Genomic DNA, 22777 nt, shown 5'->3' with positions numbered 1-22777 from the left:
CCGACGCTAGGGACGTTGCCGGCGTGGGGAATCCAGCGTTCGTGGTAGGCCGGCCAGCCCGCCGCGGTACGCGAGGACGACGAGCTGGGCCCGGTCGCGGGCGCCCAGCTTGGCCATCGCCCGGTTGGTGTGGGTCTTCGCGGTGGCCGGGCTCATGCCCAGGCGGCCGGCGATGTCCGTGGTGGACAGGCCGTCGGCGATCAGGCCCACCACCTCGCGTTCGCGGGCGGTCAGGGTGTCCAGACCGGGTGGCGGGTCGGCGCCGACCCGGGCGAACGCCGCGATCAGCCGGCGGGTCACCGCGGGCGCCAGCAGGGCGTCCCCGGCGGCGACCACCCGCACGGCGTGGCGCAACTCGTCGGGGCTGAGGTCCTTGAGCAGGAAGCCGCTGGCGCCGGCGCGGAGGGCCTCGTACACGTACTCGTCGAACTCGAACGTGGTCAGCACGATGACGCGAACGCCGGGCAGACGCTGGTCGCCGAGGATCCGGCGGGTGGCGGTCAGGCCGTCGGTGCGGGGCATCCGGATGTCCATCAGCACCACGTCGGGGCGGTGGGCGCGGGTCAGCGCGATCGCCTCGTCGCCGTCCGCCGCCTCGGCGACCACCTCGACACCGGGCGTACGTTCGAGAAGCACCCGGAAACCGGCGCGCACCAACGCCTCGTCCTCGGCCAGCAGCACCCGCACGCTCATGCCGGCAGCCACCCGCGCACCTCGAAACCGCCGTGACCGGCCCGCCCGGCCCGCACCCAGCCGCCCAGGCCGGTGGCGCGCTCGGTCATGCCGCGCAGGCCGTTGCCGGGTGGCCCGCCACCGCCGGTCCCGTCGTCCCGGACCGCGAGCGACACCCCGTCGGCCGCGTAGCCGACGCGGATCTCGATGGTCGACGCTCCGGCGTGCCGCACCGCGTTGGCCACCGCCTCCTGCACGATCCGGTACGCCGTGGCCTCGACCGCCCGGGGCAGCGTCCGCCGGTCGCCCTCCTCGACCAGGGTCGCACCGGTGGCCGAGGCCAGCGACGGCAGCCGTTCCAGCGTCGGCGCCGGCTCGACGCCACGGACGCCGTCGCGCAGGACGCCGACCGCCGCCCGCAGCTCCGTCATCGCTTCGCGGGCTGCCCCGCGTACCGAAGCCAGCGCCTTCCGCACCTGATCGGGGTCGTCGTCGAGCGCGTCGGCGGCCACAGCGGCCTGCACCGACACCACGGCCAGGGTGTGTGCGCTCAGGTCGTGGAGCTCGCGGGCGATGCGGATGCGTTCCTCGGTCACGCGCTGCTCGGCGACCCGGTCACGCTCGGCGGCGAGCAGCCGCACCCGCTCGCGGCGCGCCCGGACCGCCTCGCCGAGCAGCAGCGCCGCCACGAACATGCCGGTCGAGCCGTCCAGCGCCGCGTCCAGCGGACCCAGGCCGGCCACGATCATCCGGCTCTGCGCGTCGATCACGATCAGCACCCCGGCCACGAGGAGCCCGAGCCGCCGCCGGGGCGCGACCGCGACGGAGTAGAGCGCGATCCACACCGGCACGGCCGGCGCCCCGCCCGGATAGCGGTCGACGTGGTAGGCGAGGAAGAGGAACACCACGGCGGCCAGGACGAGCGCCGGCTGCTGCCGCCGCGCCAGCAGGGCGAGGGCCATGCCGAGGACCATCGCGTACGCCAGCAGATCGGGCGCCCGGTCGGCCGGCTGGACCGGCGCGGCGGCCACCCGGGCGGCGGCCCCGGCGAACGCGAGGGCGGCTATCCCGAGGTCGCTCACGCAGGCCCGCATGGCGTCACGGTACGCATCCGCCGCGGCGCCCGCGTACCGCGAACGTGGTACCGCACTATGGTCGACTGATGAGCGCGCTGTCCCACCTCGAGTGCGGCCGTTGCGGCGAGAAGTACGACGCCGACGTCCCGCAGAACCTGTGCTCGTGCGGCCGGCCGCTGCTCGCCCGGTACGACCTGGACCACGTCGCGGTGACGCCGGCCGAGATCAAGGGGCGGGCACCCGATCTGTGGCGTTATCGGGAGCTGTTGCCGGTCCGCGAGGCGCGGCACGTGGTGACGCTGGGCGAGGGCATGTCGCCGCTGGTGCCGATCCCGCGCACCGGGGCGCGGCTCGGCCTGTCGCGGCTGCTGGTCAAGGACGAGGGGCTGCTGCCCACCGGCAGTTTCAAGGCCCGTGGCGCGGCGGTCGGTGTGTCCCGGGCCCATGAGCTGGGCATCGAGCGGATCACCATGCCGACCAACGGCAACGCGGGCGCCGCCTGGGCGACCTACGCGGCCCGGGCCGGCATGCGGGCGCTGGTGGTGGCGCCCGCGCGGGCGCCGGCGTTCACCCGGGCCGAGGCGGTGCTGGCGGGCGCCCGGGTGCACGTGGTCGACGGGCTGATCGCCGACGCGGGACGGCTGGCCGCCCAGGCGATCGACCGCGGGTGGTTCAACACGGCGACGTTGAAGGAGCCGTACCGGGTCGAGGGCAAGAAGACCATGGGCCTGGAGATCGTCGAGCAGCTCGGCTGGCGGATGCCCGACGTGATCGTCTACCCGACCGGCGGCGGGGTCGGCCTGATCGGCATCCGCAAGGCGCTGGACGAGCTCCTGGCCCTGGGGTGGATCAGCGGCCCGCTCCCCCGCCTGGTCGCGGTGCAGTCGACGGGCTGCGCGCCGATCGTCCGGGCCTTCGAGGCCGGCGCGGCGACCGCCGACCCGTGGCCGGCCGGCCAGGCCCGGACCCACGCGTTCGGCATCAACGTGGCCGGCACGCTGGGCGACTTCCTGGTGCTCGACGCGATCCGCGACTCCGGCGGCACCGCGGTGGCCGTGCCCGACAAGGCGATCGTGGCGGCCCAGGCCGCGTGCGCGGCGGCCGACGGGATGCTGATGTGCCCCGAGGGCGCGGCCACCGTCGCGGCCGCGGAACACCTGCGCGGCACCGGCTGGCTCACCGGCGACGAGGAGGTGGTCCTGCTCAACACCGGCGCCGCCGCCAACTCCGCCGACACGCTCGCCCTGCCGTCGCCGGAACTGCTCGCCCCGGACGCCGTCCTTCCCGATTGAATTCACTCCGTCGGGAATACGTCAGAGACAAATCGATCAAGAATTGCGCGCGTATCCTCCTCACCGCAATAGGAGGCGAGCGGCATGGCGACATTCACGGCAAGTGACGTGGTTCATCCGGTCGACGAGGCCGCGCGGCGCAATCTCGAATCCATGAATGGCTTGCAGGGCGCGGTCAAGGCATATCACAAGGCGTACAGCGAACGCCTGGTCCGCAGCTCCCAGCTGGCCGAGAATCTGCGCCTGGGACCGCGCCAGATACCTGAGGTCTACCGATTGCTGCCGCCGATCTGCGAGGCCTTCGGCATCGAGGAGCCGGAACTGTTCCTGACGATGGGCCCGGTGAACGCCTTCACGATCGGGCACACCCGGACCTCGATCACGATCTACAGCCAGTTGCTCGATCATCTCTCCCTCGACGAGGTCGAGGCGGTGCTGGCCCACGAATGCGGCCACATCCTGTGCGAGCACATGCTCTACCACTCGATGGCCCAGGTGATCGAGCTGGCGGTGAGCCTCGGCGGCTCGGCCGGCATCCCGTTCGCCTCGGCCCTGCTGAAGGTCGTGGCCGGGCCGTTGCGGATCTCGCTCAGCAACTGGAGCCGCAAGAGCGAGCTGTCGGCCGACCGGGCCGCGGCCGCCTACATGGGTGACCCCGACCCGATCCGCCGCGTCATGTTCCGCTTCGCCGGCCTGCGGCACGACTCGCCCTACACCCACGACGCCGGCCAGTTCAGCGCCCAGGCCCTGGAGTACGAGGCGCTGCGCGAGTCGCGCTGGGACCGCTTCCTGCAGTGGCAGGTCGGGCAGGCGTCGACCCACCCGCTGCTCGCGGTCCGGGTCCGTGAGATCGAGGGCTGGGCGACGACGCCGCGGTTCGAGAAGCTGGCCGAGCTGGCCGGCTACGTGCGCACCGCGCCCCGGTGCGGGATGTGTGGCCACCGGATCCAGGAACAGTGGCGGCACTGCCAGGTCTGTGGTGGCGCCCTGGCCGTCGCCGCGATGCCGGCGGGGTGAGGCGGCGATGGGGGTCTTCAAGAGCGAGCGCCGGTTCTGGACGGACGTCACCGACCTGCGCCCGGTCGTCGACCGGACGGCCGAACACTTCCGGGGCAAGGGTTACACGGTCGCCTCGGCCGAGACCGGCGCCGGGGCGTGGGACGTCGACATCACCCGGACCGGGGTGTTCCGTACGGTCTCCGGGATGCGGACCGCACTCAAGGTACGCCTGGAGCCCGAACCGGGCAGCGTCCTGGCCCGGGCCGGGGTCGGCATCCTGGGCCAGCAGGCGCTGCCCACGGTGGTGTCGATGCTGATCTTCTGGCCGATCCTGGTCACCCAGATCTGGGGCGCGATCCGCTCGGCCAAGGTCGACGACGAGGCGCTCGCGGTGATTGAGAAGGCGCTGTCCGGGGCGCCGGCGCCGGCCCCTTCGATCTGCCCGCACTGCGACGCCCCACACGGCGGCGGCCGGTTCTGCACCGAGTGCGGCGGCGCCCTGGTCACCGGCTGACCGGGACCCTCCCGAGGTCGCCGAGCAGGGTGGCCAGCGCCCCGGCGGCCGGACCGGCGTACTGCGCGATGCCGTCGCCCAGGTCGACGTGGGTCGGCCCGACGCCCGGCGTCATCACGGCCGAGAACCGGCGGGCCGGCAGCCCGGGGTACGCCATGGCCGCCGTCACGCCGCGCTCCGCGGTCAGCCAGTACACCGCGAGGTCGGTGAACAGGACCGCGGCGGCGCCGGGCAGCTGCACCACGGCCATCGTGCTCTCCCGGTCGGAGACGCCGCCCAGCTTGCGGACCCTGCGTTCGGTCCGGCTCCGGCCCGCGGGTTCGATCACCATGCCGGGTACGGCGTCAGCGTGGTCCCGGAGAACGTCGAGCACCGTCCGCCGGGCCGGTGGCGGCCCGGGCACCCGGGCCAGGTTCGGCCCGCCCTGGCCGTCGGCCCTCCACTGCGGACGGATGTGACCGTCCGCCTCCATCGCGCGGTTCACGAACTGGTAGAGGTCGACCACGTTGATGAACGCGGTGCCGGGCGGGGCGGCCTCGCCGCGCATGCCGCGGACCAGATAGTCGGTGAACGGGCTCATCCCGCCCGGCTCGGCCGCGTCCGGGGCCCGCTGTTTCGCGCTGCTGGCGGCCAGCACGAACCGGCCCTTGCCGCCCAGCTCGGTGGTGAGGTCGCCGCCCTTGAAGGCGCCGGCGTGGCAGCAGTCCAGCAGCACGATGGTCGCCGCGGCGGCGGTGCGCGCGATCAGCTGGCTGATCTCCTCGGTGCCCAGCGCCCCGGCCACCCGGCCGAGGACCGACCCGCGCCCGGCCAGCCGCAGCGATCCCCATCGGTCGGTGAATCCGTGACCGCTGTAGTAGAGCAGGACGACGTCCTTGCTGCCGGCGTCGCCCAGCAGCCGTTCCATGGCGCCGCAGATCTCGTGGGCCTGCCGGTCGGTGACCGTGGTGACGTCCTCCGGCCGGAAGAGGCCGGCCGGCTCGGCGGTCAGCGTCCGGCGCACCTGCTCGACGTCGTGCCGGGGGCCGTTCAGGTCGGTCAGGTTGGCGTCCTCGGGGAAGTGCCAGTTGGCGGCCAGCACGGCCCGGTACCGGTAGTCGGTCATTCCTGCTTCTCCAGGCGCGCCATCGCGAACTTGACCAGCCGGTCGTACTCGGCGCTGTCGATGCCGTGGCCGCTGAGCACGAAGCTCTCGGCGCGGCCGTCGACGGTGTAGCTGATCTCGACCCGGCGGGTCCGGTCCCGGGCGATCCAGGCCCGCAGGCATTCGAAGGCGCCGTTGAACGCGCCCGCCCCGGCCAGCGCGATCAGCACCGTCTCGACCACGCCCTTCTCGCCCGCGCCGGGGGTGGCGTCCCGCCGGACGCCGCCGACCTCGCGATGCAGCTCGTCGAAGAGCTCCTGTTCCTGGTCGGCCCAGGCGTCGCTCTCCGGGTCGTACCTGTCGGTGCCGGGCTTGATGGTGAGCGTGATGGTCATCGTCTCTTCCTCAGTCGTCGACCCGCCGGAACGCGCGGGTGAGGTGTACGAGCAGCTCCGGCATGGTGAGCCAGGCCTTCTGCAGTGAGCCGCCCGGACGGAGCAACCGGGCCGACGTCACCCGGTCGTCGCGGAAGTCGCACGAGAGCCGGCCGATACCGCCGAGGATCATGTTGAATCGCCCGCCCACGGAGTGCGCCACGCGCTGCGCGGAGTCGCTGACCCGGCCGAGGACCCGGCCGATCTCCACCTCGACGCCGCCCGCCCGGTCGTAGAGGTGGAACTCCCGGGCGGCCACCGAGGCGGCCGCCCGGCGTTCGCCGGCCTGCTCGGTCAGCCAGCCGATCAGGTCGGCGCCGTCGAAGTCGAGCTCGCCCTTCCACACCGTGCCGCCGAACCCGAGCACCACCTCGAACGGCTCATCGGTCAGAACAGCCGGCGTGCTATCCACCAGAGCACCCAGATCAAGGCCCCGGCGGCCATCACCAGGCCCCCGATCACGAGAGTGACCCGACGGCCCGGCGCCGGTCCTGGGCCCGGCCCCGGGCCGGGGCCGGCTTTTCCCAGCTCGGTCACCCGGTCCACGGTGCCGTCGACGAGCAGGATGGCCACGTCGTCCGGCACCGCCGCGTTCGCCGCCTCCGCGCCTTTCAGGGTGGAGAGCAGGTGGGTCGTGAAGGCGTACCCGTCGCCGCCGGCGGCCAGCCGCTCCACCCGGCGCCGGAAGGTGTCGAGCGCGTCCGGCTTCTCCCACGGCCCGGCCCACGAGCGCGGGCCGTCGTCCCCGTCCGCCGGGGCCGGCGTCCCGGGCAGCTCCCGCAGCGCCGCGCCGACCAGCTCGGGCACGTCGGCCCGGGCGGCGCCGCCGAGGATCTCGTCGACCACCGTGCCGCCGAACGACTTGTCCAGCAGCTCGCCGAACCGGGCCCGGCCGGCGTCGGTCAGGCCGGCGGTGAGCAGTTTCCGGGCCACGTCGAGGTCGGCGGCGACGTCCTCGACCACCACGGTGTAGCGCACCTCGGTGCCGATGACGTCGCGCCGGGCCGACGGCACGCCGGAGAGCAGGAAGCAGAGCCGGCCGTCGCGCCCGGCGACGATCAGCTCCGCCTCCTCCATCAGGACCTGGTCGGCCACCGGGGCCCACCAGCGGTCGGCCGGCTCGTCGCCGATGAACTGGTAGTCGTTGGCCCGGGCCGTTCCCCGGGTCATCAGATAGGTCTTCACGGCGTCACCATTCCTCGACCCGGCGGTCGTACGGGGTGGTCGCCAGCTTCTCGACGGCCTCCTGGAGCTGGAGCCGGCGGCGCTCCCCGGCGGCGATCTGCGCCTGGTTGGCCGCGCGGGCCAGCCGGTTCCGCCGGGCCTCGCCGCCCAGGTAGAACGTCAGCGCGCGACGGAAGCCCTTGGCCTCCACCTTGCGGGCCAGGAGCTGCTGGTAGGCGCCCTGGTACTCGTCGATCTCCTGCTTCTGCACCGTGTCCCAGCCGGACATCACGCAGCGGCACAGCTCCTGCATGATGGTGGCGGCCGCCTTCACCGCGATGCGCGGCGGGTTTCCCCGGAACCGGTAGTGCGCCTCGAAGTCCAGATGGTCGAGCACCGGGTTGGCCGGCCAGTGCGCCTCCATCAGCTCGACGCAGCCGTACGTGTCGATCGGCGCGTAGAGGACCCGGACGTCGCGGTCCTGCGCCTCGGCGGCGACGATCTCGAGCAGCGTGCCGTACTTCTCGCGGACCTTCTGCTTGAGCCGGTCGGCGTCCCGGCCGTGACCGCCGTTGTCGCCGAAGTACTTCTCACACTTGATCGGCGCCAGCACCAGCACCGCGGGCTCGTCCCGGTACTCCTCCATGTTCCGGGTCATCGCCCACTTCCGGGCCACCGCCTCGACATCCTCGAAGGCCAGCAGGTCGGGCACCGCGCGCCGCTGGGGCGGGGTGACCGCCTCCATCAGCACCGCCGAGTCGATCGGCACCAGCAGCATCACGCTCTCGCGGATGTGCGCCTCGCACCTGGCCCAGTCGGTCGCCGCGCGCGAGCTGGACTCCCGGACCGCCGGATCGAGCCAGCCGCCGGGGAAGTCGAGGATGCTGAACGGGATGTCGATGGTGTCGTCGCCGGCCGACTGGAGCATCAGCGTGTACTCGGACTTCTCCTGGGTGCCCTTGAGCGCGGCCGCGTTGAACTCGCCGGCCTCCAGGGCGCCGCGGAGCTGGCGACGGTTGGCGCGCACCCGGTTCGCGGTCTTCTCGTCCGGGGTGATCGCCACCGGGCTGCCGGCGAGCAGCCGCTCGGTCTCGGCGAGGATGGCCGTCAGCAGCGTGGTCTTGCCGACCCGGCTGGGACCGACGACCGCCGCCTTGAAGGACGGATTCATCTGGTGTTCCTCTCCTGCCTGACGGCGGTGGTGTCCAGGGCGGCGACCAGGTCGCGCAGCACGCTGCGCAGGTGTTGCACCCGGGCGGTGGCCAGCGCGGGTCCCTCCGGGCGGCCGGGCCACAGCTCGTCGCGGAAGGCCTCGGCCATCCGGCGGAACTCGGCCTCGGAGCCGGCCGACCGGATGAACGCGTCCTCGAACTGCTCGGCGTAGGCCAGCAGCACCTGCGCGGCGATGGCCGGTTCCTCGGCGAGGATCCCACCGGCCTCGTGGGCCGCCTGCCGGACCAGGTGCGACAGCCGGGTGAACAGCTCGCCCGCCCCGTCCGGCGTACGCGGGACGGTCAGCAGGGCCGCCATCTGCACCGGGTCCTGGCCGTCGGGCTCGGGCCGCAGACCGTTGAGCACGGTACGCATCCGCGGCAGCACCCGGGTGCGGTAGTCGAGCCGCAGGTCGAGCACGAACTCCAGCGAGCCGGCCAGTTCCGGGCAGGGCTCGGGCGCCTCCTGGAGCCGGACGGCCAGGTCGCGCAGCGCGTCGCCCGGCGGGGCGCCCTCGGCGACCGGCGCCAGCCGGGGGCCGAGCGCGGCCACCAGCCCGGCCCAGAACTCGTCGCGGCGCTCGTTGAGCAGCTCGTCGATCGTGCTGAGCCGCCGGGCCACCTCGTTGCGGATGTCGTTGAGCTCCCGGGTGGCGAAGGCCAGCGAGGCGTCGTCGACCAGCATCTGGTTCAGCGCCCGCGTCCGCCACCCGTCGACACCGTCGTGGAAGCCCTCGACCGCCCACTCCCGGACACTGTTCTGCAGGCTCTCCACGCGGCGGAAGAACTCGTCGTCCTCGTAGTTCTCGGCCGCCCGGCCCCGCAGCTGAGCGACCCAGGCCTGGATCGACACGGCCAGCTCGGCGCGCAGCTGCTTCGCCCGCTGGAGCAGCTGCTCCACCGCGTTCGGCGTCATCACCGACCGCAGCGCGCCCTGCAGCGCCTTGGCCTCGGCGAGCAACTGGCCGCGCAGCGCCGAGCTCAGCTCCACGGCGTGGTCGACGGCCATGCGGTCCATCCGGGGCAGCGCCTCGGCCAGGTGGCCGAGCACCGGCACGAGCACCTTCTCGCGGACCGCACCGGGATCGGCGGCGTCGGCGACGATGGTCCGGTACGCCGATCCGCCGCCGCCCTCGTTGACCCGCTTGCTGATGTCGGTCAGCAGCGCCTCCACGTTGCCCGGCGGGCAGCCGCCCTCGTTGACCAGGATGGCCACGAAGTCCTGCACGGTCACCGCGCCGGCGGCGCGGATGATCAGCCCCAGGCCGGCCGCGTCCTCGGCGAACCAGGCCGCGTTCGTCTCGGACGGCCGCTTGACGATCAGCACGAAGTCGACGTCGTTCTTCAGGCCGCTCAGGTGGTGTTGCTCGGCGCCGGCGGTCAGCTCGCCCAGCCCCGGCATGTCGCGCAGTTCGAGGTCGTTCACCTCGTCCACCGGGAACCGGCAGAGGATCCGCGCGTCGCGCACGGCCAGGTAGCGGCGGTCCGGCCGGCTGTCGCCGGGCGGCGGGTAGGCCACCCAGCCGCGCAGGTCCTCGAGTTCCACCCGGTGCGTGTCGCCGGTCAGCCAGCCCCGGAAGGACTCCACCGACTCCTGCATCTCGCGCAGCCGGACCAGCATCGGGCCGGCCTTCGGGCGGCTGTCCGGATCGACGCCGAGCTCGGCGCTGGTGGCGGGATAGCGCTGAACGGCGAACTCCTGGATGGTGCGCGGCGGCGACGGCAGCTTCAGCTCCTCGTGGTAGCCGCTCAGCACCTCCTCGCAGAACGAGCTCTCCGAGTGCATGGTCAGCACGGCCTCGCGCTGGGCGAACGAGTGCGAGATGCGGCTCCGCACGGCGGTCACCGGCAGGCCCGCGCCGGCCGGGATCTGCTCGTCGGTCAGGCCGGTCATCGACTGGAGCAGGGTGCTCTTGCCGTTGCGGGCGCGGCCGCTGACCCCGATGTTCAGCGTCTGCCGGCTGACCCGGGCCCGCACCGCGGCCAGCGCGGCGAGCACCTCGGCGACCCGGCGCCCGGAGGCGGGCAGATCGATCTCGTCGAGACCGGCCGGCGTGCTGTCCGGACCGTCGCGGACCGCGGCCAGCGCCCCGCCCAGGTCACCGAGCCGATCGCGGACCCGCTCCCAGGCCGCGATCTCGCGATCGACACCGGGCAGCAGCCGGCGGCGATCGGCCAGGACGGCGGAAATGCGGTCGTTGATGTCATTCATGGCGCCATCCTCGGTTCGAATCGCAGCCATGGTATCGGCGAAGAAAAGATCAACCGGTTCCTGCGGACGGTCAATTACCTGACCATTCGAAATTGATCCGTACGCGCCCGGGAAAACTCAGATGAATGAATCGCCGACAATTCACCGTGCAATTTGCACCGGGACGGGGGTAAAACTGGAGGGATGGGTCCCCTGAATGGAGTACGCGTGGTCGAGCTGGCCGGTTTGGCGCCCGGGCCGTTCGGCTGTATGGTGCTGGCCGATCTGGGCGCGGACGTCGTCCTGGTCGATCGCCCCGGAACGACACAACCGGCGCTGCTGCGCCGCGGCCGCCGGGTCGTCACGCTCGATCTCAAGACGCCGGCCGGCATCGACGGGCTGCTCAGCCTGGCCGACCACGCCGACGTGCTGGTCGAGGGCTACCGGCCGGGGGTCGCCGAGCGGCTCGGCTGCGGCCCCGACGTCTGCCGGCGGCGCAACCCCAGGCTGGTGTACGCGCGGCTGACCGGCTGGGGGCAGGACGGTCCGCTGGCGGCGCGCGCCGGGCACGACATCGACTACCTCGCGCTGGCCGGCGCCCTGGCCCCGCTCCAGCCTGAAGGGGAACGGCCGCACGCCCCGCTCAACCTGCTCGCCGACTTCGCCGGCGGCGGGATGGTGCTGGCCGTGGGGGTGCTCGCCGCCCTGCTGGAACGCGGACGGTCGGGCGCCGGGCAGGTGATCGACGCGGCCATGGTGGACGGGTCGGCGCTGCTCACCACGTTCGTGCACGAGTTCCCCGCCGCCGGCCTGCTCGACGGGACGGCGCCGTTCTACGACACGTACGCCACGGCCGGCGGCGGGTTCATGGCCGTCGGGGCGCTGGAGCCGCCGTTCTACGCGGAACTGCTCGCCGGGCTGGGCCTCGACGGCGACGACGATCTGCCCGCGCAGCATGATCCGGGGGGCTGGCCGATGTTGCGACAGCGGATCGCGGCGCGGTTCGCGGAGCGTACCCGGGACGAATGGTCCTTGATCTTCGCCGGCCGCGACGCCTGCGTGACGCCGGTCCTGTCGCCGGCCGAAGCGCCCGCGCACCCGCACAACCGGGCGCGCGGAACATTCGTCGAGGTCGGCGGCGAGGTGCGGCCGGCGCCCGCCCCGCGCTTCAGCCGCACTCCCGCCGCGTCACCTCAGCCACCCGTCGTGGCCGACCTCGACGATGTGATCGCGGGCTGGGAGGCCTAGCGAATCGGCTCGTCGGCCGGCGGCTCCCAGTCGCCGGTGGTCGCGTCGCCCGGGGTCGGGTTGGCGACGCCGGGGCCGGTGCGGGGACGCCGCGGGAAGCTGTTCGGGCCCGCCGTCCCGCCGGTCGTGGTGGCCACGCCGGGCGTCTCGTGCGGCCCGCCGTCGCGGAGCTGCTCGGTGTCGGTGCCGGCGGCCAGCGTGCTGGACAGGCCGGGGTCGTCGTCGCCCTTCTCCGGCCGATAGGTGCTCGGCTCGTCGAACGCGCCCGCGCCGTACTCCCCGCGCCCGATCTCCTGCTCCGCCTTGCGCTGCTCGTCAGTCATGCCACCCGAAATGCCCCCGCCGCCACCGGTCAAACGCGTTAGAAAACCCACCCGGCGGGTACGCCTGCCGCGTGGCCGATACCGCGATCTTCGACGTCGACGGCACCCTCATCGACACCAACTACCACCACGCCATCGCCTGGTACCGGGCGTTCCGGCGGTTCGACATCACCCGCCCCCTATGGCGCATCCACCGCGCCATCGGCATGGGCGGTGACCAGCTCATCCCCGCCGTGGCCGGCCAGGCCGCGCGGGACCGGCACGGCGACGCCCTCGAGGACGCCTGGAAGACCGAGTTCGACAAGATGATCGACGAGGTACGCCCGTTCGACGGCGCGCGAGACCTGCTGGCCGAGGTCAAGTCCCGTGGCTTCCGCGTCGTGCTCGCCTCCTCCGGCAAGAAGCCGCACGTCGAGCACTACCTCGACCTGATCGACGGCCGCTCGGTCGCCGACGCCTGGACCACCTCCGAGGACGCCGACCACAGCAAGCCCGAGCCCGACCTGGTCCGGTCGGCGCTCGGCCGGGTCGACGGCGCCACCGGCGTCATGATCGGCGACTCGACCTGGGACTGCGTCGCCGCCGGCAAACTCGGCGTGCCGACCCTGGCCGTCCGCACGGGCGGCTTCTCGGTCGAGGAACTCACCGAGGCCGGCGCCGCCCGGGTCTTCGACTCCCTGATCGACCTCCGCGACGCCCTCGACGACACTCCCCTGGCCCGCCCGAGCTAGGGTGCGCCTCCCCTGGCCCAACCCCAGCTAGGGCCAATGCCGGGTAGTTAAGGGTCCAGGCTGGTCGTCAAGGCGGGTCCAGCGAGGATGTTGAGGCTGATGGTGGCCGTGTAGGTGCGGCGGTCGATATTCGGGCCGCGGGCGTTGTATTTGGAGATGGCTCGTTTGACGGTGCGGGCGTTGACGCGTAGACGCCGTTCGGGCAGTAGATCGTCCAGGACGAGGCGGCCGATCTTGCCGACCAGGTCGATGACGGTGTCGGCGATGACGCCGGTGGCGTGGACGACCTGGTCACGGGCGGCGTGCAGGGCGATGGAGAAGCTTGCTCGATCGGGGTCCACTCCTGGTTCGCTGTTGGTCGCGTCGGTCATCGCGGTGCGCAGGATCTGATAAGTGACCAACAGGGCGTGGATTTCTTGATCGACGCCGGCCGGGGTCCGGGCGCGTAGCACCCGGCCGCCGAGGATGCTGGATTTGATCTCCAGGTAGGCGGTCTCGATCTCCCATCGTTCGTGATACAGCCGCAAGATCGCGGTGGCGGGATAGGTGTCCGTGTCGAGCAGGGTGGTGATCAGCCGGTAGACGCCGGCGACCGTGCCGGTCTTGGTGGCGATGCGGATCTCGGCGTCGATGACCCGGACGCTTTGGCCGCCGAACACCGACCGGTAGGAACCATCGGGACACCGGTGCAGCACCGGCAGTTTCGGGGCGCCGCGACCGGTTTTGGCCCGGACCAGTAGATGCGCCTGACAGTCGGTCACGATCTTCAGTAGGTGTCCGGCGGCGAAGTTGCGGTCGGCCAGCAGCAGAACACCAGCGGGTAACCGGGCGAGGAGGTCCTTGGCATAGGTGGTCTCACCGGAGGTGATCGGCCCGAACACGGCGTCCATCACCGACCGGGTGCCACACGCCATGATCGTGACCAGCCGCACCATCGGATAGCTCGACCCACCGGTGCGGCCCCCGCGCTGTTTACTGAACCGGGCCAGGTTCGCCGCGCTGTCAGCGACGAACAACGTCGTGCCGTCGATCGCGCAGACCAGCAGACCCCGCCAGCGCACCGGTCCCGCCATACTCGCCGCCGGGCCCCGCAGCAGATCGAACAACGCCCGCAACGGCTGCGGGCCAAGACGTCGGCGGGCCTGGGAAAACGCGGCCTCGCTCGGATCCGCAACCGCCAGCCCTTCGAGACCAGCGACCAGACGCTGCCACACCTGCCGATACCCGAGCCCGGCGAACAAACAACCACCGAGCAGCAGATACACCACCACCCGCGAGGGCAGATCCCGAACCCGACGCTGAACACAGCAGGTCTGGGCCAGGACCGTATCGATCATCTCGAACGGCACCTGCTGAGTCAGCTCACCCAGATGACCCGGCGCGAACGGGCCGGCCGCGACCCGAACCACACGCGTAATGACAGACTGAACCAACAGCGGGACTCCCGGCGGTAAGGCATGTCTTTGGCGGACGTACCTCTCTACCGGAGTCCCGCTGCCTACCTCACCACCAACACGCCCACTTGACGAACCATCGCCGCGCTTAACTACCCGGCATTGCAGCTAGGGCGCGCCTCCCCTGGCCCAACCCCAGCTAGGGCGCGCCTCCCCTGGCCCAACCCCAGCTAGGGCGCGCCTCCCCTGGCCCGCCCGAGCTAGGGCGCGTCTTTTTCCTGGGCGGGCGGGATGCGGCGGCGGACGTCTTTCACCGTGGCCGGGCCGGGCTCCCAGGCCGCGACCCAGGCGTGCTCGCTCGGATGGGTGATGATGCCGTCCTCGACGAACGCGTAGCGGCCGGCCATGGCACGCTTGGCGACCCGCACGTCGATGTCGTCGGTGTTGTCCCACAGGGCCGCGAACAGCGCGTCGGCGCGCAGGCGGGCCTGGCGGCAGAAGGCGTCGGCCAGTTCCAGGCCCTCCGGGTGCAGGTCGCGCTCGGCCCGGGCGCGTACGCACACCGCCGACATCGCGAACAGCTCGGCCCCGATGTCCACGATGCGGCCCAGGAAGCCCTGCTTGCGCTCCATCTTGCCCTGCCAGCGGGACATCGCGTAGAACGTCGACCGGGCCTGCTTACGGGCGGCGCGCTCGACGTACCGCAGGTGGCCGGCCAGCGGGCCGAACTCGGCGTACCCGTTGGGGGCCTGACCGCGCCCCACCGCCAGCGTGGGCAGCCACTTCGCATAGAACGCCCCGGCCCGGGCCCCCGCGCGGGCCTTGCGGCCGAGGCCGGCCTCGGGGTCGATGATGTCGCCGGCCACCGACAGGTGCGCGTCCACCGCCTCGCGGGCGATGAGCAGGTGCATGATCTCGGTGGAGCCCTCGAAGATGCGGTTGATCCGCAGGTCGCGCAGGATCTGCTCGGCCTCGGCGGACCGCTCGCCGCGCGCCTCCAGCGAGTCGGCCTTCTCGAAGCCCCGGCCGCCCCGGATCTGGATCAGCTCGTCCGCCACCTGCCAGGCCATCTCGCTGGCGAACAGCTTCACCAGGGCGGCCTCGATGCGGATATCGTTGCGGTCGTCGTCGGCGATCAGGCAGCACAGGTCCAACATGGACTCCATCGCGTAGGTCGTCGCCGCGATGAACGACAACTTCTTCGCGACCGCCTCGTGCTGCCCGACCGGACGCCCCCACTGAACCCGGTCGGCCGACCACTCCCGGGCGACATTGAGCGACCACTTGCCCGCGCCCACACACATCGCCGGCAACGACAGCCGCCCCGTGTTCAGCGTGGTCAGCGCGATCTTGAGCCCCTTGCCCAGCCCGCCGATCACATTCTCCGACGGCACGAACACGTCATGAAACCGGGTGACGCTGTTCTCCAGCCCGCGCAGCCCGAGAAACTCGTTGCGCCGCTCCACCGTGATGCCCTCGGCGTCACCCTCCACCACGAACGCGGTGATCCCCTTCCCCGGCACCCGGGCCATCACCACCAGCAGCGTCGCCACGGTGCCGTTGGTCGCCCACAGCTTCACACCGTTGAGCCGGAAGCCACCCTCGACCGGCTCCGCGACGGTGCCCAGCCGGGCCGGATCGGAGCCGACATCGGGCTCGGTCAGCAGGAACGCGGACACCTCGCCGCCGGCCAGCCGGGGCAGGAACTTCTTCTTCTGCTCGGGAGTGCCGAAAATCTTGAGAGGCTGCGGTACGCCGATCGACTGATGCGCCGACAGCAACGCCCCGATCGACGGGTTGGCCGACCCGACCAGCGTCAGCGCCTTGCAGTAGTGCAGATTCGAGAGGCCGAGCCCGCCGTACTCCCGATCGATCTTCATCCCGAAGGCGCCCAGCCGCGCCAGACCGTGAAAGACCTCATCCGGGATCCGGGCGTCCCGCTCGATCTGAGCGCCGTCGATCTCGTCGCGGGCATAATCACGCAGCCGCCCCAGGAAGTCCTCGGCGTCGGGCCGCGCTTCGGCCGACGGCCAGGGGTCGATCAGGTCGAGCCGGAACCGGCCGAGAAAGAGTTCCTTGCCGAAGCTGGGCTTACGCCACTCGGCCTCGCGGGCGGCCTCCGCCACCTGCCGGGCCTGCTTCTCGGAGACGTTGGTGGTCACGGCTCTACCTCCTCGCTCGGAGGACTGCTTACTTACCCCGCCAACGTCACGCTACTCGCGAGTAGCGCCCTTGACGATCCCCGCCGCCCCATCTTTCCAACCACACCACCGCGCTCTGCCCACCGCCCACCCGAGCGCAGGCCGCGAGGCGCGGTCGCGGGTTGCGAGGCGCGGGGCGCGGGTTGCGAGGCGCGGGGCGCGGGTTGCGAGGCGCGGGGCGCGGTCGCGGGTCGCGGGTTGCGAGGCGCGGGGCGCGGTCGCGGGTCGCGGGTTGCGAGGCGCGGGCGCGTGGCGCTCCGCCCACCGCGCTCCACCCACTGCCTGCTGCCCACCACCCGCCGCTCCACACACCACGCACCGCCCACCGCCCGCCGAGCCGCGCCGGCATCACCGGCGCCTCATCACCCTCCGCGTTCCGACCGCAATCCCAACCGAAGTCCTGCCCTCGAGTTTCGGCCCGCTCTCTTGCTCGCGCGCTCCTTTGCTCTGAGCGCGTATAGGCACCAGTTCGATGGTGGCGGTATCCGGATGTTGCCCGCATCTGAGTGGTGCCTATATGCGCTCAGAGCAAAGGACCCACGGAGGGGTGAGGCGTGAGGCGGTCGCAGAGGGGGCGAGGGCACGGGACGCCAAAGCGGCCGCAGGGAGCAGGGCGGTCGAAGCGGCCGGGCGTCAGCAGAGGCAGCCGCTCCCAGGGCAAGGGCAGGGCGGTCGCAAGGCCGGGCCGCCGCAAGGGCCAGGCCACCGCGAGGGGTTTGGGCGCGGAGCGCCCGGAGGGTGACCACTCGCGCAGAATGAAGGGTGTGCGGCTCTGTTCTGGCCGGTCACGGCCTTGGAGCCGCGCGCCCGGCCTCGGCGCCGGGAGCGACGGTCAGCACCACCCACGCACGACATCAAGCTCTTGACCTTGTGGCCTGGATGACATCTAGTCTCGTGACTATAGTGGGCGTTTCGCTCGTGGTGCACGCGGTTGCGATGAAGCGCGGGATACGGGGAGCGGACACATAGGATGATCGGCACTGCCCGATTGAGTGAGATATCCGGGGGTCGCGGTGACGAAGCCTGATTGGGTGCCTGGCAACGTGGACATCACCGTCCCGCATGCGGCGCGGATCTATGACTATGCGCTTGGCGGTGATCATCACCTCGAGGTGGATCGGGAGTTCTGGGAGCGGGCCAAGAAGCTGATGCCCAGCGCGGAAGTGCTGGCTCGGGCCAACCGGGCGTTTCTCGGGCGGGCGGTCCGGTGGCTCACGAGCGCGGGAGTCACCCAGTTCCTCGACATCGGGTCCGGGATCCCGACGATCGGCAACGTGCACGAGGTGGCCCAGGAGGCCAACCCCGAGGCGAAGGTGATGTACGTCGACATCGACCCGATCGCGGTCGAGCAGAGTCGCAGCCTGCTGCGGGGCAATCCGCGGGCCCGGGTGATCGAGGGTGATCTGCGCCGGCCCGAGTCGGTCATCTACCACCCGGACGTGCTCGACCTGCTCGACTTCGCCCAGCCGCTGGCGGTGCTGACCGTCGCGGTGTGGCACTTCGTGCCGGACGCCGCCAAGCCCGCCGAGATCATCGCGAAGATCGGTGACGCGCTGGTCAAGGACAGCTACCTGGTGCTGTCGCATCTGGGACACGATCCGACGCCGGCGGGGCAGGAGGAGCAGGCGCGGGTGGTGAAGCTGTACGAGAACACGCCCACCCCGGCGACGATCCGGTCGGCCGAGGAGGTCGCGGCGATGATCGGGCCGGGGTTCGAGATCCTCGAGCCGGGCGTGACGGCGGTGTCCGACTGGTTCGCGGATCCGGAGGACGCCGACGATCCGCGGACGCCGACGGGGCTGGGCGCGGTGGCACGAAAGCGCTGACCGGCCCCGGGCCCTGTCACCCACTCGGGGTGACATGACCTGCCGCAATTTACTGATGGTGCCCAAACGGTCACCCGCCGGGGCGCGGCGGGGGCCGCGAAGGCGCACGTCGGCCGCTGGCTGCCGGGGCGATGAACGCCGATCCGGGCGTCCGGGGCTGCGGTGGCGTCCTCCTATCCATCATGGTCGGATGTCCTCGCCCCCTCGGCCCGTGAGGCGGCCGACCGAAGGGACCGCCGCCATGGCCGACCGCGATGCCACATCATTGCCGTCGGCCGACGTCTCGGAGACCGCCCGCCGGTGGACGGCCGCGGTCGCCGCCGTGGGGTTCCTGCCCGCGGGCCGCGCGCGCACCCGGGCCGACCTCGAACGTCTGCTGCACGAGGTGCTGGCGATTCTGCGGGCGGCGGACCCCGATCCGGCGGCGGGGCACGCGGTCGGGGTGCGGCTGGTCGAGCTGCGGATGGGGTCGCCGGCGGCGATCGGCGCCACGGTCACGTTGCTCGCGGAGTGGCTGCCCCGGCTGGTCCCGGAAGCGGCCCGGGACGGTATCCCGGGCGTGCTGGGTCAGCTCGCCGCGGGCGCCAGCAGCGCGCAACGCACGGCCGCGGTCCGCGCCGCCGAGACGCTGAACGGGGCCGAGAAGCTGCACTGGCGGAAGGTCTTCGCCGAGCAGCAGGAGCGCCTGCGCCACCAGCAGCTGCACGATCCGTACTCGCACCTGCCGAACCGCGCCTTCCTGCACGCCCACCTCGCCGAGCGGATCGCCGCGGCCGGCGCCTCGGGGCGGCTCGGGGTGTGCCTGCTCAGCATCGGCGACTTCGGCCGGCTGTCCGACGCGCACGGTGACGCCCTCGACGACCTGCTGGCGGGCATCGGGGCGCGGCTGGACCGGCTCGCGGCCGAACACGGTCACTTCGCGGCGCATCTGGGCGACGACCTGTTCGCCGTCGTCACCGCCACCGGGTCGCTGGACGATCTGGTCAAGGCGGCCGACCAGGCGCGGCGTGCGGTCACCGGCCCCCTCCCGATCGTCGACGGGCTGTTCGAGGGGGCGGCGGCCGGCACCGACCCGCGCCGGTGGATCCGGAACGCCCGCCACGCCCTGGGCTGGGCGCGGCAGGACGGGACCGAGCGGGCCGTCTTCGACCCGGACCGGGCCGCCGCCGACCTCCGCCGCCGGAACACCGCCGCGGCCATCCCGGACGCCCTGGCCGGCGGCGAGTTCGTGTGCCACTACCAGCCGATCGTCGACCTGGGCACCGGTCGCGTGGTCGGCGCCGAGGCCCTGGCCCGGTGGCAGCGGGGCGACCGGCTGCTCGGGCCGCACGAGTTCATCGCGCCGGCCGAGCAGAACGGGACGATCCACCGCCTCGGCGCCGCCGTCCTGGAGCAGGCCTGCCGGCAGGCGGTCGCGTGGCGGGCGGCCGGCGCGCCGCTGCTGATGAGCGTCAACGTCTCGCCGCACCAGCTGGCCGATCCGGGTCTGACCGCGACCATCGCGGGCGTCCTCCGGTCGACCGGTCTGCCCGCCGACAGCCTGCAGCTGGAGATCACCGAGAGCGCGGCCGTCGAACGCTACGAACACGTCCTGCGGGACGTGGCCCGCCTGGGTGTCGGCATCGCCCTCGACGACTTCGGCACCGGGTTCGCCAACGTCGGCGCCCTCACCCGGCTGCCGATCACCTGCGCCAAACTCGACCGGCGATTCATCGGCGACCTCGCCTCGGGCACCCGCTCGGCGCTCGGGGTGCTGCGGCATCTGCTGGGCCTGTTCCAGCGCCTGGACCTCACCGTGGTCGCCGAGGGCATCGAGACCGCGGCGCAGAAGGACCTGCTCAGCCACCTGGGCTACCGCCTCGGCCAGGGCTTCCACCTCGGCCGGCCCCAGGCCGCCGAGGGCTTCCTGGAGAAGAACTCCGACGACTACGAGGAGATCGCGGGATCGGCGCCGGGCGAGTGACCGATCGTCGTTGATGTCGCAATAACCCCGAACGGGCCGGGGCATTTGGAGCCCTTTGGTAGCTTGCCCCCTCGTGAGTGACGACGATGGTGCGCGGGTTGTCCGGCGGCTCCTCGACGCTGCTGACGGGCGGGTGGAAGCGGCCCGGCGGGTGCTCGGCGGCGTGGACGAGCGGGCAAGGATGACGCGGCGGCGGCTGCTCGGGGCCGGCGCCGTCGCGGCGGGAGCGTTCGCCCTGGGCGGGTCGGCCTCGGCCGCCACCCCGCCCGAGGTGCGGGCCCGCGCCACCACGAAGCCCCGGCCGTCGGCCCCGCCCCGGCGTTCCCCGGGGCCGGCCAAGCCGCGGACGCCCGCCATGCCGGTGCTCAAGAAGCCGGTCAACACGATCGCCGACTACCACCGCTCGGTCGGCGGCCCGGCCTTCCCGTCCGACGTCATCGCGCTGACCATCGACGACGGGCCACATCCGGTCTGGACGCCGAAGATCCTGGGGCTGCTGGCCAAGCACCACGTGCCCGCGACCTTCTGCATGATCGGCAACCAGGTCCTCGGCCACGAGACGGTCGCCAAGGACGTGGTCCGCGACGGCCACCACCTGGCCAACCACACCTGGAGCCACCCCACCCACCTGGGCACCAAGAGCGGCCGGGTGATGCGGCGCGAGCTGAGCCGGGCCCAGGAGAAGATCCACGACGTGACGGGCCTGGACACCACGCTGTTCCGGTCGCCCGGCGGGGACTGGTCGCCGGCCCTGCTCGGCGCGTCGGCCAAGCAGGGCCTGATCGCGCTGGACTGGAGCGACGACCCCCGCGACTGGGCCAAGCCGGGCGTCGCCCACATCCGGCGCCGGCTGATGGCCGCCAAGCCCGGCCAGATCCTGCTCTGCCACGACGGCGGCGGCGATCGCTCACAGACCTACACCGCGCTGTCCACGGTGATCCCGGCCCTCAAGGCGCGCGGCCTGCGCTTCGTCGCCCTCGACCGCAAGCCGGCTCTCTAGGCGGGACTGGGGGCCCGTCGCAGGGTCGAAGGATCAAGAGCTGGAGGTCGTAGCTGGGAGGGTGGTTCGGACCGCAGCTCCCGCCGAGGGTCGGCTCGCCTCCGGCTACGCCTCCACGCCCGTGCCCACTCACCCTCTTGCGCGATCCCACATCGTCCCGCCACCCACACAGCCCCGCCGCGACATCGGCTCTCAGAGGGAGACCTGCTGGGTGGCCTCGGCCGCGGCGGTCAGGAAGACGAGCGTGGCACCCAGAGGACGAGGGCCGCGCCGAGCAGCACGGCGAGCCACGCGAGGCGCGGGCGGGACACCGGCCCAGCCTCGCACGGCGATCAGCCGGTCAGGGCCGCCACGGCGAGATCCACGTCGGCCTCGGTGGAGTAGATGTGGAAGGACGCGCGGACGCGGCCGGCCCGCACCGCGGCCCGGACGCCGGCGGCGGTCAGGCGGTCTGCCGCGCCGGGGGCGTCGACCGTGACGATGGCGCTGGTGCCGGGCTCGCGCCCGAGCCCGGCCAGGAAGCGGTTGGCCAGGGCCACGTTGTGGTCGTGGATGTTCTGGACGCCGATCTGCTCGACGGCGGCGAGCGCGGGGGCGGCGCCGACCCAGCTGAACCAGGCCGGCGAGACGTCGAACCGGCGCGCGTCGGTGGCCAGGCGCATCTCGGGGCCGTAGTACGAGTTGTGCACGTCGGCCCCCGCGTACCAGCCCGCGGCGATCGGACGGAGCGTTTCGCGTACCGCCGGGTTCAGGTAGGCGTAGGCCGTGCCGCGCGGGTTCATCAGCCACTTGTAACCACCGACCGCCACCACGTCGGCCAGGGACGCGTCGAACGGCAGCCACCCGCACCCCTGCGAGGCGTCGACGACCACCATCGCCTCGACCGACCGGGCCGCCGCCACGATGCCCGCGTAGTCGGCGACCTCGCCGGTCGCCGACTGCACCAGTGAGAAGGCCACCACGTCGCAGCCGCGGGCGACGGTGTCGACCAGCCGGTCGACCGGCACCGTGGTCACCTCGAGCCGGTCGCCCTGCACCAGCCACGGGAAGAGGTTGGAGGTGAACTCGATGTCGGGCACCACCACCCGGGCGCCGTCCGGCAGCCCGGCGGCGACCGGCGCGAGCACCTGGGACACCTGTGAGCCGACCGTGACATCGGCCACCGGCACGCCGACGATGCGGGCGAAGGCGGCCCGGGCCGCCTCGGTCGCCGCGCCCCACCCTTCCCAGCTGATCGCGCCGGCCCGCCACTCGGCCAGCGCTTCCTGCAGCGCGTCCCAGCCGGGTTGCGGCGGGAGCCCGAAGCTCGCCGTGTTCAGATAGCCGGGCTCGGCGTTCCAGGAGATGTCCACGCGATCGAGTTTTCCATCGGGCCGCCGGGGGCGGGAGAGCCAGTCAGCGGCACTGGCTGTCGCCGGAGTCACACCGGACCCGCGGAACCGGCTGTTAATAGC

At 72.5% G+C, this 22777-nt stretch carries 20 protein-coding genes; 8 read left to right on the top strand and 12 right to left on the bottom strand.

Features of this window, described 5'->3' with window-relative positions; translation table 11 throughout:
* Positions 1–6: 6 nt before the first annotated feature.
* Together AB0M54_RS06380 and AB0M54_RS06375 are read right to left on the bottom strand one after the other, a co-directional pair.
* Positions 7–693, bottom strand: coding sequence for a response regulator transcription factor (locus AB0M54_RS06380; protein ID WP_364469686.1), 687 nt, complete (start codon positions 691–693; stop codon positions 7–9).
* Positions 690–1766, bottom strand: a complete 1077-nt coding sequence (locus AB0M54_RS06375; RefSeq protein ID WP_364320199.1) for a histidine kinase — start codon at positions 1764–1766, stop codon at positions 690–692. The genes AB0M54_RS06380 and AB0M54_RS06375 overlap by 4 nt, the downstream gene beginning before the upstream one ends.
* Before the next feature lie 68 nt (positions 1767–1834).
* Here AB0M54_RS06375 and AB0M54_RS06370 point away from each other — a divergent pair, with 68 nt between their 5' ends.
* The 3 genes from AB0M54_RS06370 to AB0M54_RS06360 all read left to right on the top strand — a co-directional run bounded on the left by AB0M54_RS06370 (position 1835) and on the right by AB0M54_RS06360 (position 4553).
* Entirely contained in the window at positions 1835–3040 is a 1206-nt protein-coding gene (locus tag AB0M54_RS06370) for a threonine synthase (protein WP_364469488.1), read from the top strand.
* Positions 3041–3193: 153 nt separating this feature from the next.
* On the top strand, positions 3194–4057 hold the full coding sequence (locus AB0M54_RS06365; protein ID WP_364469486.1) for a M48 family metallopeptidase: 864 nt from the start codon (positions 3194–3196) through the stop codon (positions 4055–4057).
* 7 nt (positions 4058–4064) lie between these two features.
* Positions 4065–4553 (top strand): hypothetical protein, encoded by a 489-nt coding sequence (locus AB0M54_RS06360; protein WP_364469484.1) that lies wholly within the window; start codon positions 4065–4067, stop codon positions 4551–4553.
* Here AB0M54_RS06360 and AB0M54_RS06355 read toward each other — a convergent pair.
* The 6 genes from AB0M54_RS06355 to AB0M54_RS06330 are packed head-to-tail and all read right to left on the bottom strand — an operon-like array spanning position 4543 to position 10658.
* Positions 4543–5658, bottom strand: a complete 1116-nt coding sequence (locus AB0M54_RS06355) for a caspase family protein (RefSeq protein ID WP_364469482.1) — start codon at positions 5656–5658, stop codon at positions 4543–4545. The two genes, AB0M54_RS06360 and AB0M54_RS06355, sit on opposite strands and share 11 nt — an antisense overlap.
* Entirely contained in the window at positions 5655–6032 is a 378-nt protein-coding gene (locus AB0M54_RS06350) for a hypothetical protein (protein WP_364469480.1), read from the bottom strand. The genes AB0M54_RS06355 and AB0M54_RS06350 overlap by 4 nt, the downstream gene beginning before the upstream one ends.
* Before the next feature lie 10 nt (positions 6033–6042).
* Positions 6043–6483: a hypothetical protein gene (locus AB0M54_RS06345; protein WP_364469477.1), complete on the bottom strand. Its 441-nt coding sequence runs from the start codon at positions 6481–6483 to the stop codon at positions 6043–6045.
* Positions 6459–7256 carry a hypothetical protein gene (locus AB0M54_RS06340; protein ID WP_364469474.1) on the bottom strand — a complete coding sequence of 266 codons (798 nt, stop codon included), beginning with the start codon at positions 7254–7256 and terminating at the stop codon, positions 6459–6461. Before AB0M54_RS06340 ends, AB0M54_RS06345 begins: the two co-directional genes overlap by 25 nt.
* A 4-nt stretch (positions 7257–7260) precedes the next feature.
* Complete coding sequence (locus tag AB0M54_RS06335) at positions 7261–8406, bottom strand: hypothetical protein (RefSeq protein WP_364320183.1); 1146 nt, start codon at positions 8404–8406, stop codon at positions 7261–7263.
* Entirely contained in the window at positions 8403–10658 is a 2256-nt protein-coding gene (locus tag AB0M54_RS06330) for a hypothetical protein (protein ID WP_364469472.1), read from the bottom strand. The genes AB0M54_RS06335 and AB0M54_RS06330 overlap by 4 nt, the downstream gene beginning before the upstream one ends.
* 183 nt (positions 10659–10841) lie before the next feature.
* Between AB0M54_RS06330 and AB0M54_RS06325 the strand changes: the two genes are divergently transcribed.
* Positions 10842–11885, top strand: a complete 1044-nt coding sequence (locus tag AB0M54_RS06325) for a CaiB/BaiF CoA-transferase family protein (RefSeq protein ID WP_364320179.1) — start codon at positions 10842–10844, stop codon at positions 11883–11885.
* Here AB0M54_RS06325 and AB0M54_RS06320 read toward each other — a convergent pair.
* Positions 11882–12208, bottom strand: a complete 327-nt coding sequence (locus AB0M54_RS06320) for a hypothetical protein (protein ID WP_364320177.1) — start codon at positions 12206–12208, stop codon at positions 11882–11884. The two genes, AB0M54_RS06325 and AB0M54_RS06320, sit on opposite strands and share 4 nt — an antisense overlap.
* 71 nt (positions 12209–12279) lie before the next feature.
* Here AB0M54_RS06320 and AB0M54_RS06315 point away from each other — a divergent pair, with 71 nt between their 5' ends.
* The gene (locus AB0M54_RS06315) at positions 12280–12939 is read left to right on the top strand and encodes an HAD family hydrolase (protein WP_364469470.1); all 660 of its coding nucleotides are present in this window, start codon (positions 12280–12282) and stop codon (positions 12937–12939) included.
* A 47-nt stretch (positions 12940–12986) separates the two neighbouring features.
* Here AB0M54_RS06315 and AB0M54_RS06310 read toward each other — a convergent pair whose 3' ends face one another.
* Together AB0M54_RS06310 and AB0M54_RS06305 are read right to left on the bottom strand one after the other, a co-directional pair.
* Complete coding sequence (locus AB0M54_RS06310; protein ID WP_364469468.1) at positions 12987–14348, bottom strand: IS4 family transposase; 1362 nt, start codon at positions 14346–14348, stop codon at positions 12987–12989.
* Positions 14349–14593: 245 nt separating this feature from the next.
* On the bottom strand, positions 14594–16495 hold the full coding sequence (locus AB0M54_RS06305) for an acyl-CoA dehydrogenase family protein (protein ID WP_364469466.1): 1902 nt from the start codon (positions 16493–16495) through the stop codon (positions 14594–14596).
* A 1070-nt stretch (positions 16496–17565) separates the two neighbouring features.
* Here AB0M54_RS06305 and AB0M54_RS06300 point away from each other — a divergent pair.
* From AB0M54_RS06300 to AB0M54_RS06290, 3 genes are all read left to right on the top strand, one after another.
* On the top strand, positions 17566–18360 hold the full coding sequence (locus AB0M54_RS06300) for an SAM-dependent methyltransferase (RefSeq protein WP_364469464.1): 795 nt from the start codon (positions 17566–17568) through the stop codon (positions 18358–18360).
* A 241-nt stretch (positions 18361–18601) separates the two neighbouring features.
* The gene (locus AB0M54_RS06295) at positions 18602–20323 is read left to right on the top strand and encodes a bifunctional diguanylate cyclase/phosphodiesterase (protein WP_364320169.1); all 1722 of its coding nucleotides are present in this window, start codon (positions 18602–18604) and stop codon (positions 20321–20323) included.
* 73 nt (positions 20324–20396) lie between these two features.
* Positions 20397–21323 carry a polysaccharide deacetylase family protein gene (locus AB0M54_RS06290; RefSeq protein ID WP_364320167.1) on the top strand — a complete coding sequence of 309 codons (927 nt, stop codon included), beginning with the start codon at positions 20397–20399 and terminating at the stop codon, positions 21321–21323.
* Between the two features lie 332 nt (positions 21324–21655).
* Here the strand turns inward: AB0M54_RS06290 and AB0M54_RS06285 are convergent, their stop codons facing one another.
* Complete coding sequence (locus AB0M54_RS06285) at positions 21656–22675, bottom strand: aminotransferase class V-fold PLP-dependent enzyme (protein ID WP_364469462.1); 1020 nt, start codon at positions 22673–22675, stop codon at positions 21656–21658.
* Positions 22676–22777 lie beyond the last annotated feature (102 nt).

The sequence above is a fragment of the Actinoplanes sp. NPDC051470 genome, from assembly GCF_040682035.1.
Classification (GTDB): Bacteria; Actinomycetota; Actinomycetes; order Mycobacteriales; family Micromonosporaceae; genus Actinoplanes.
The sequence above is the reverse complement of the archived record's forward strand: the minus strand, read 5'-3'. Positions and strand labels throughout refer to the sequence as shown.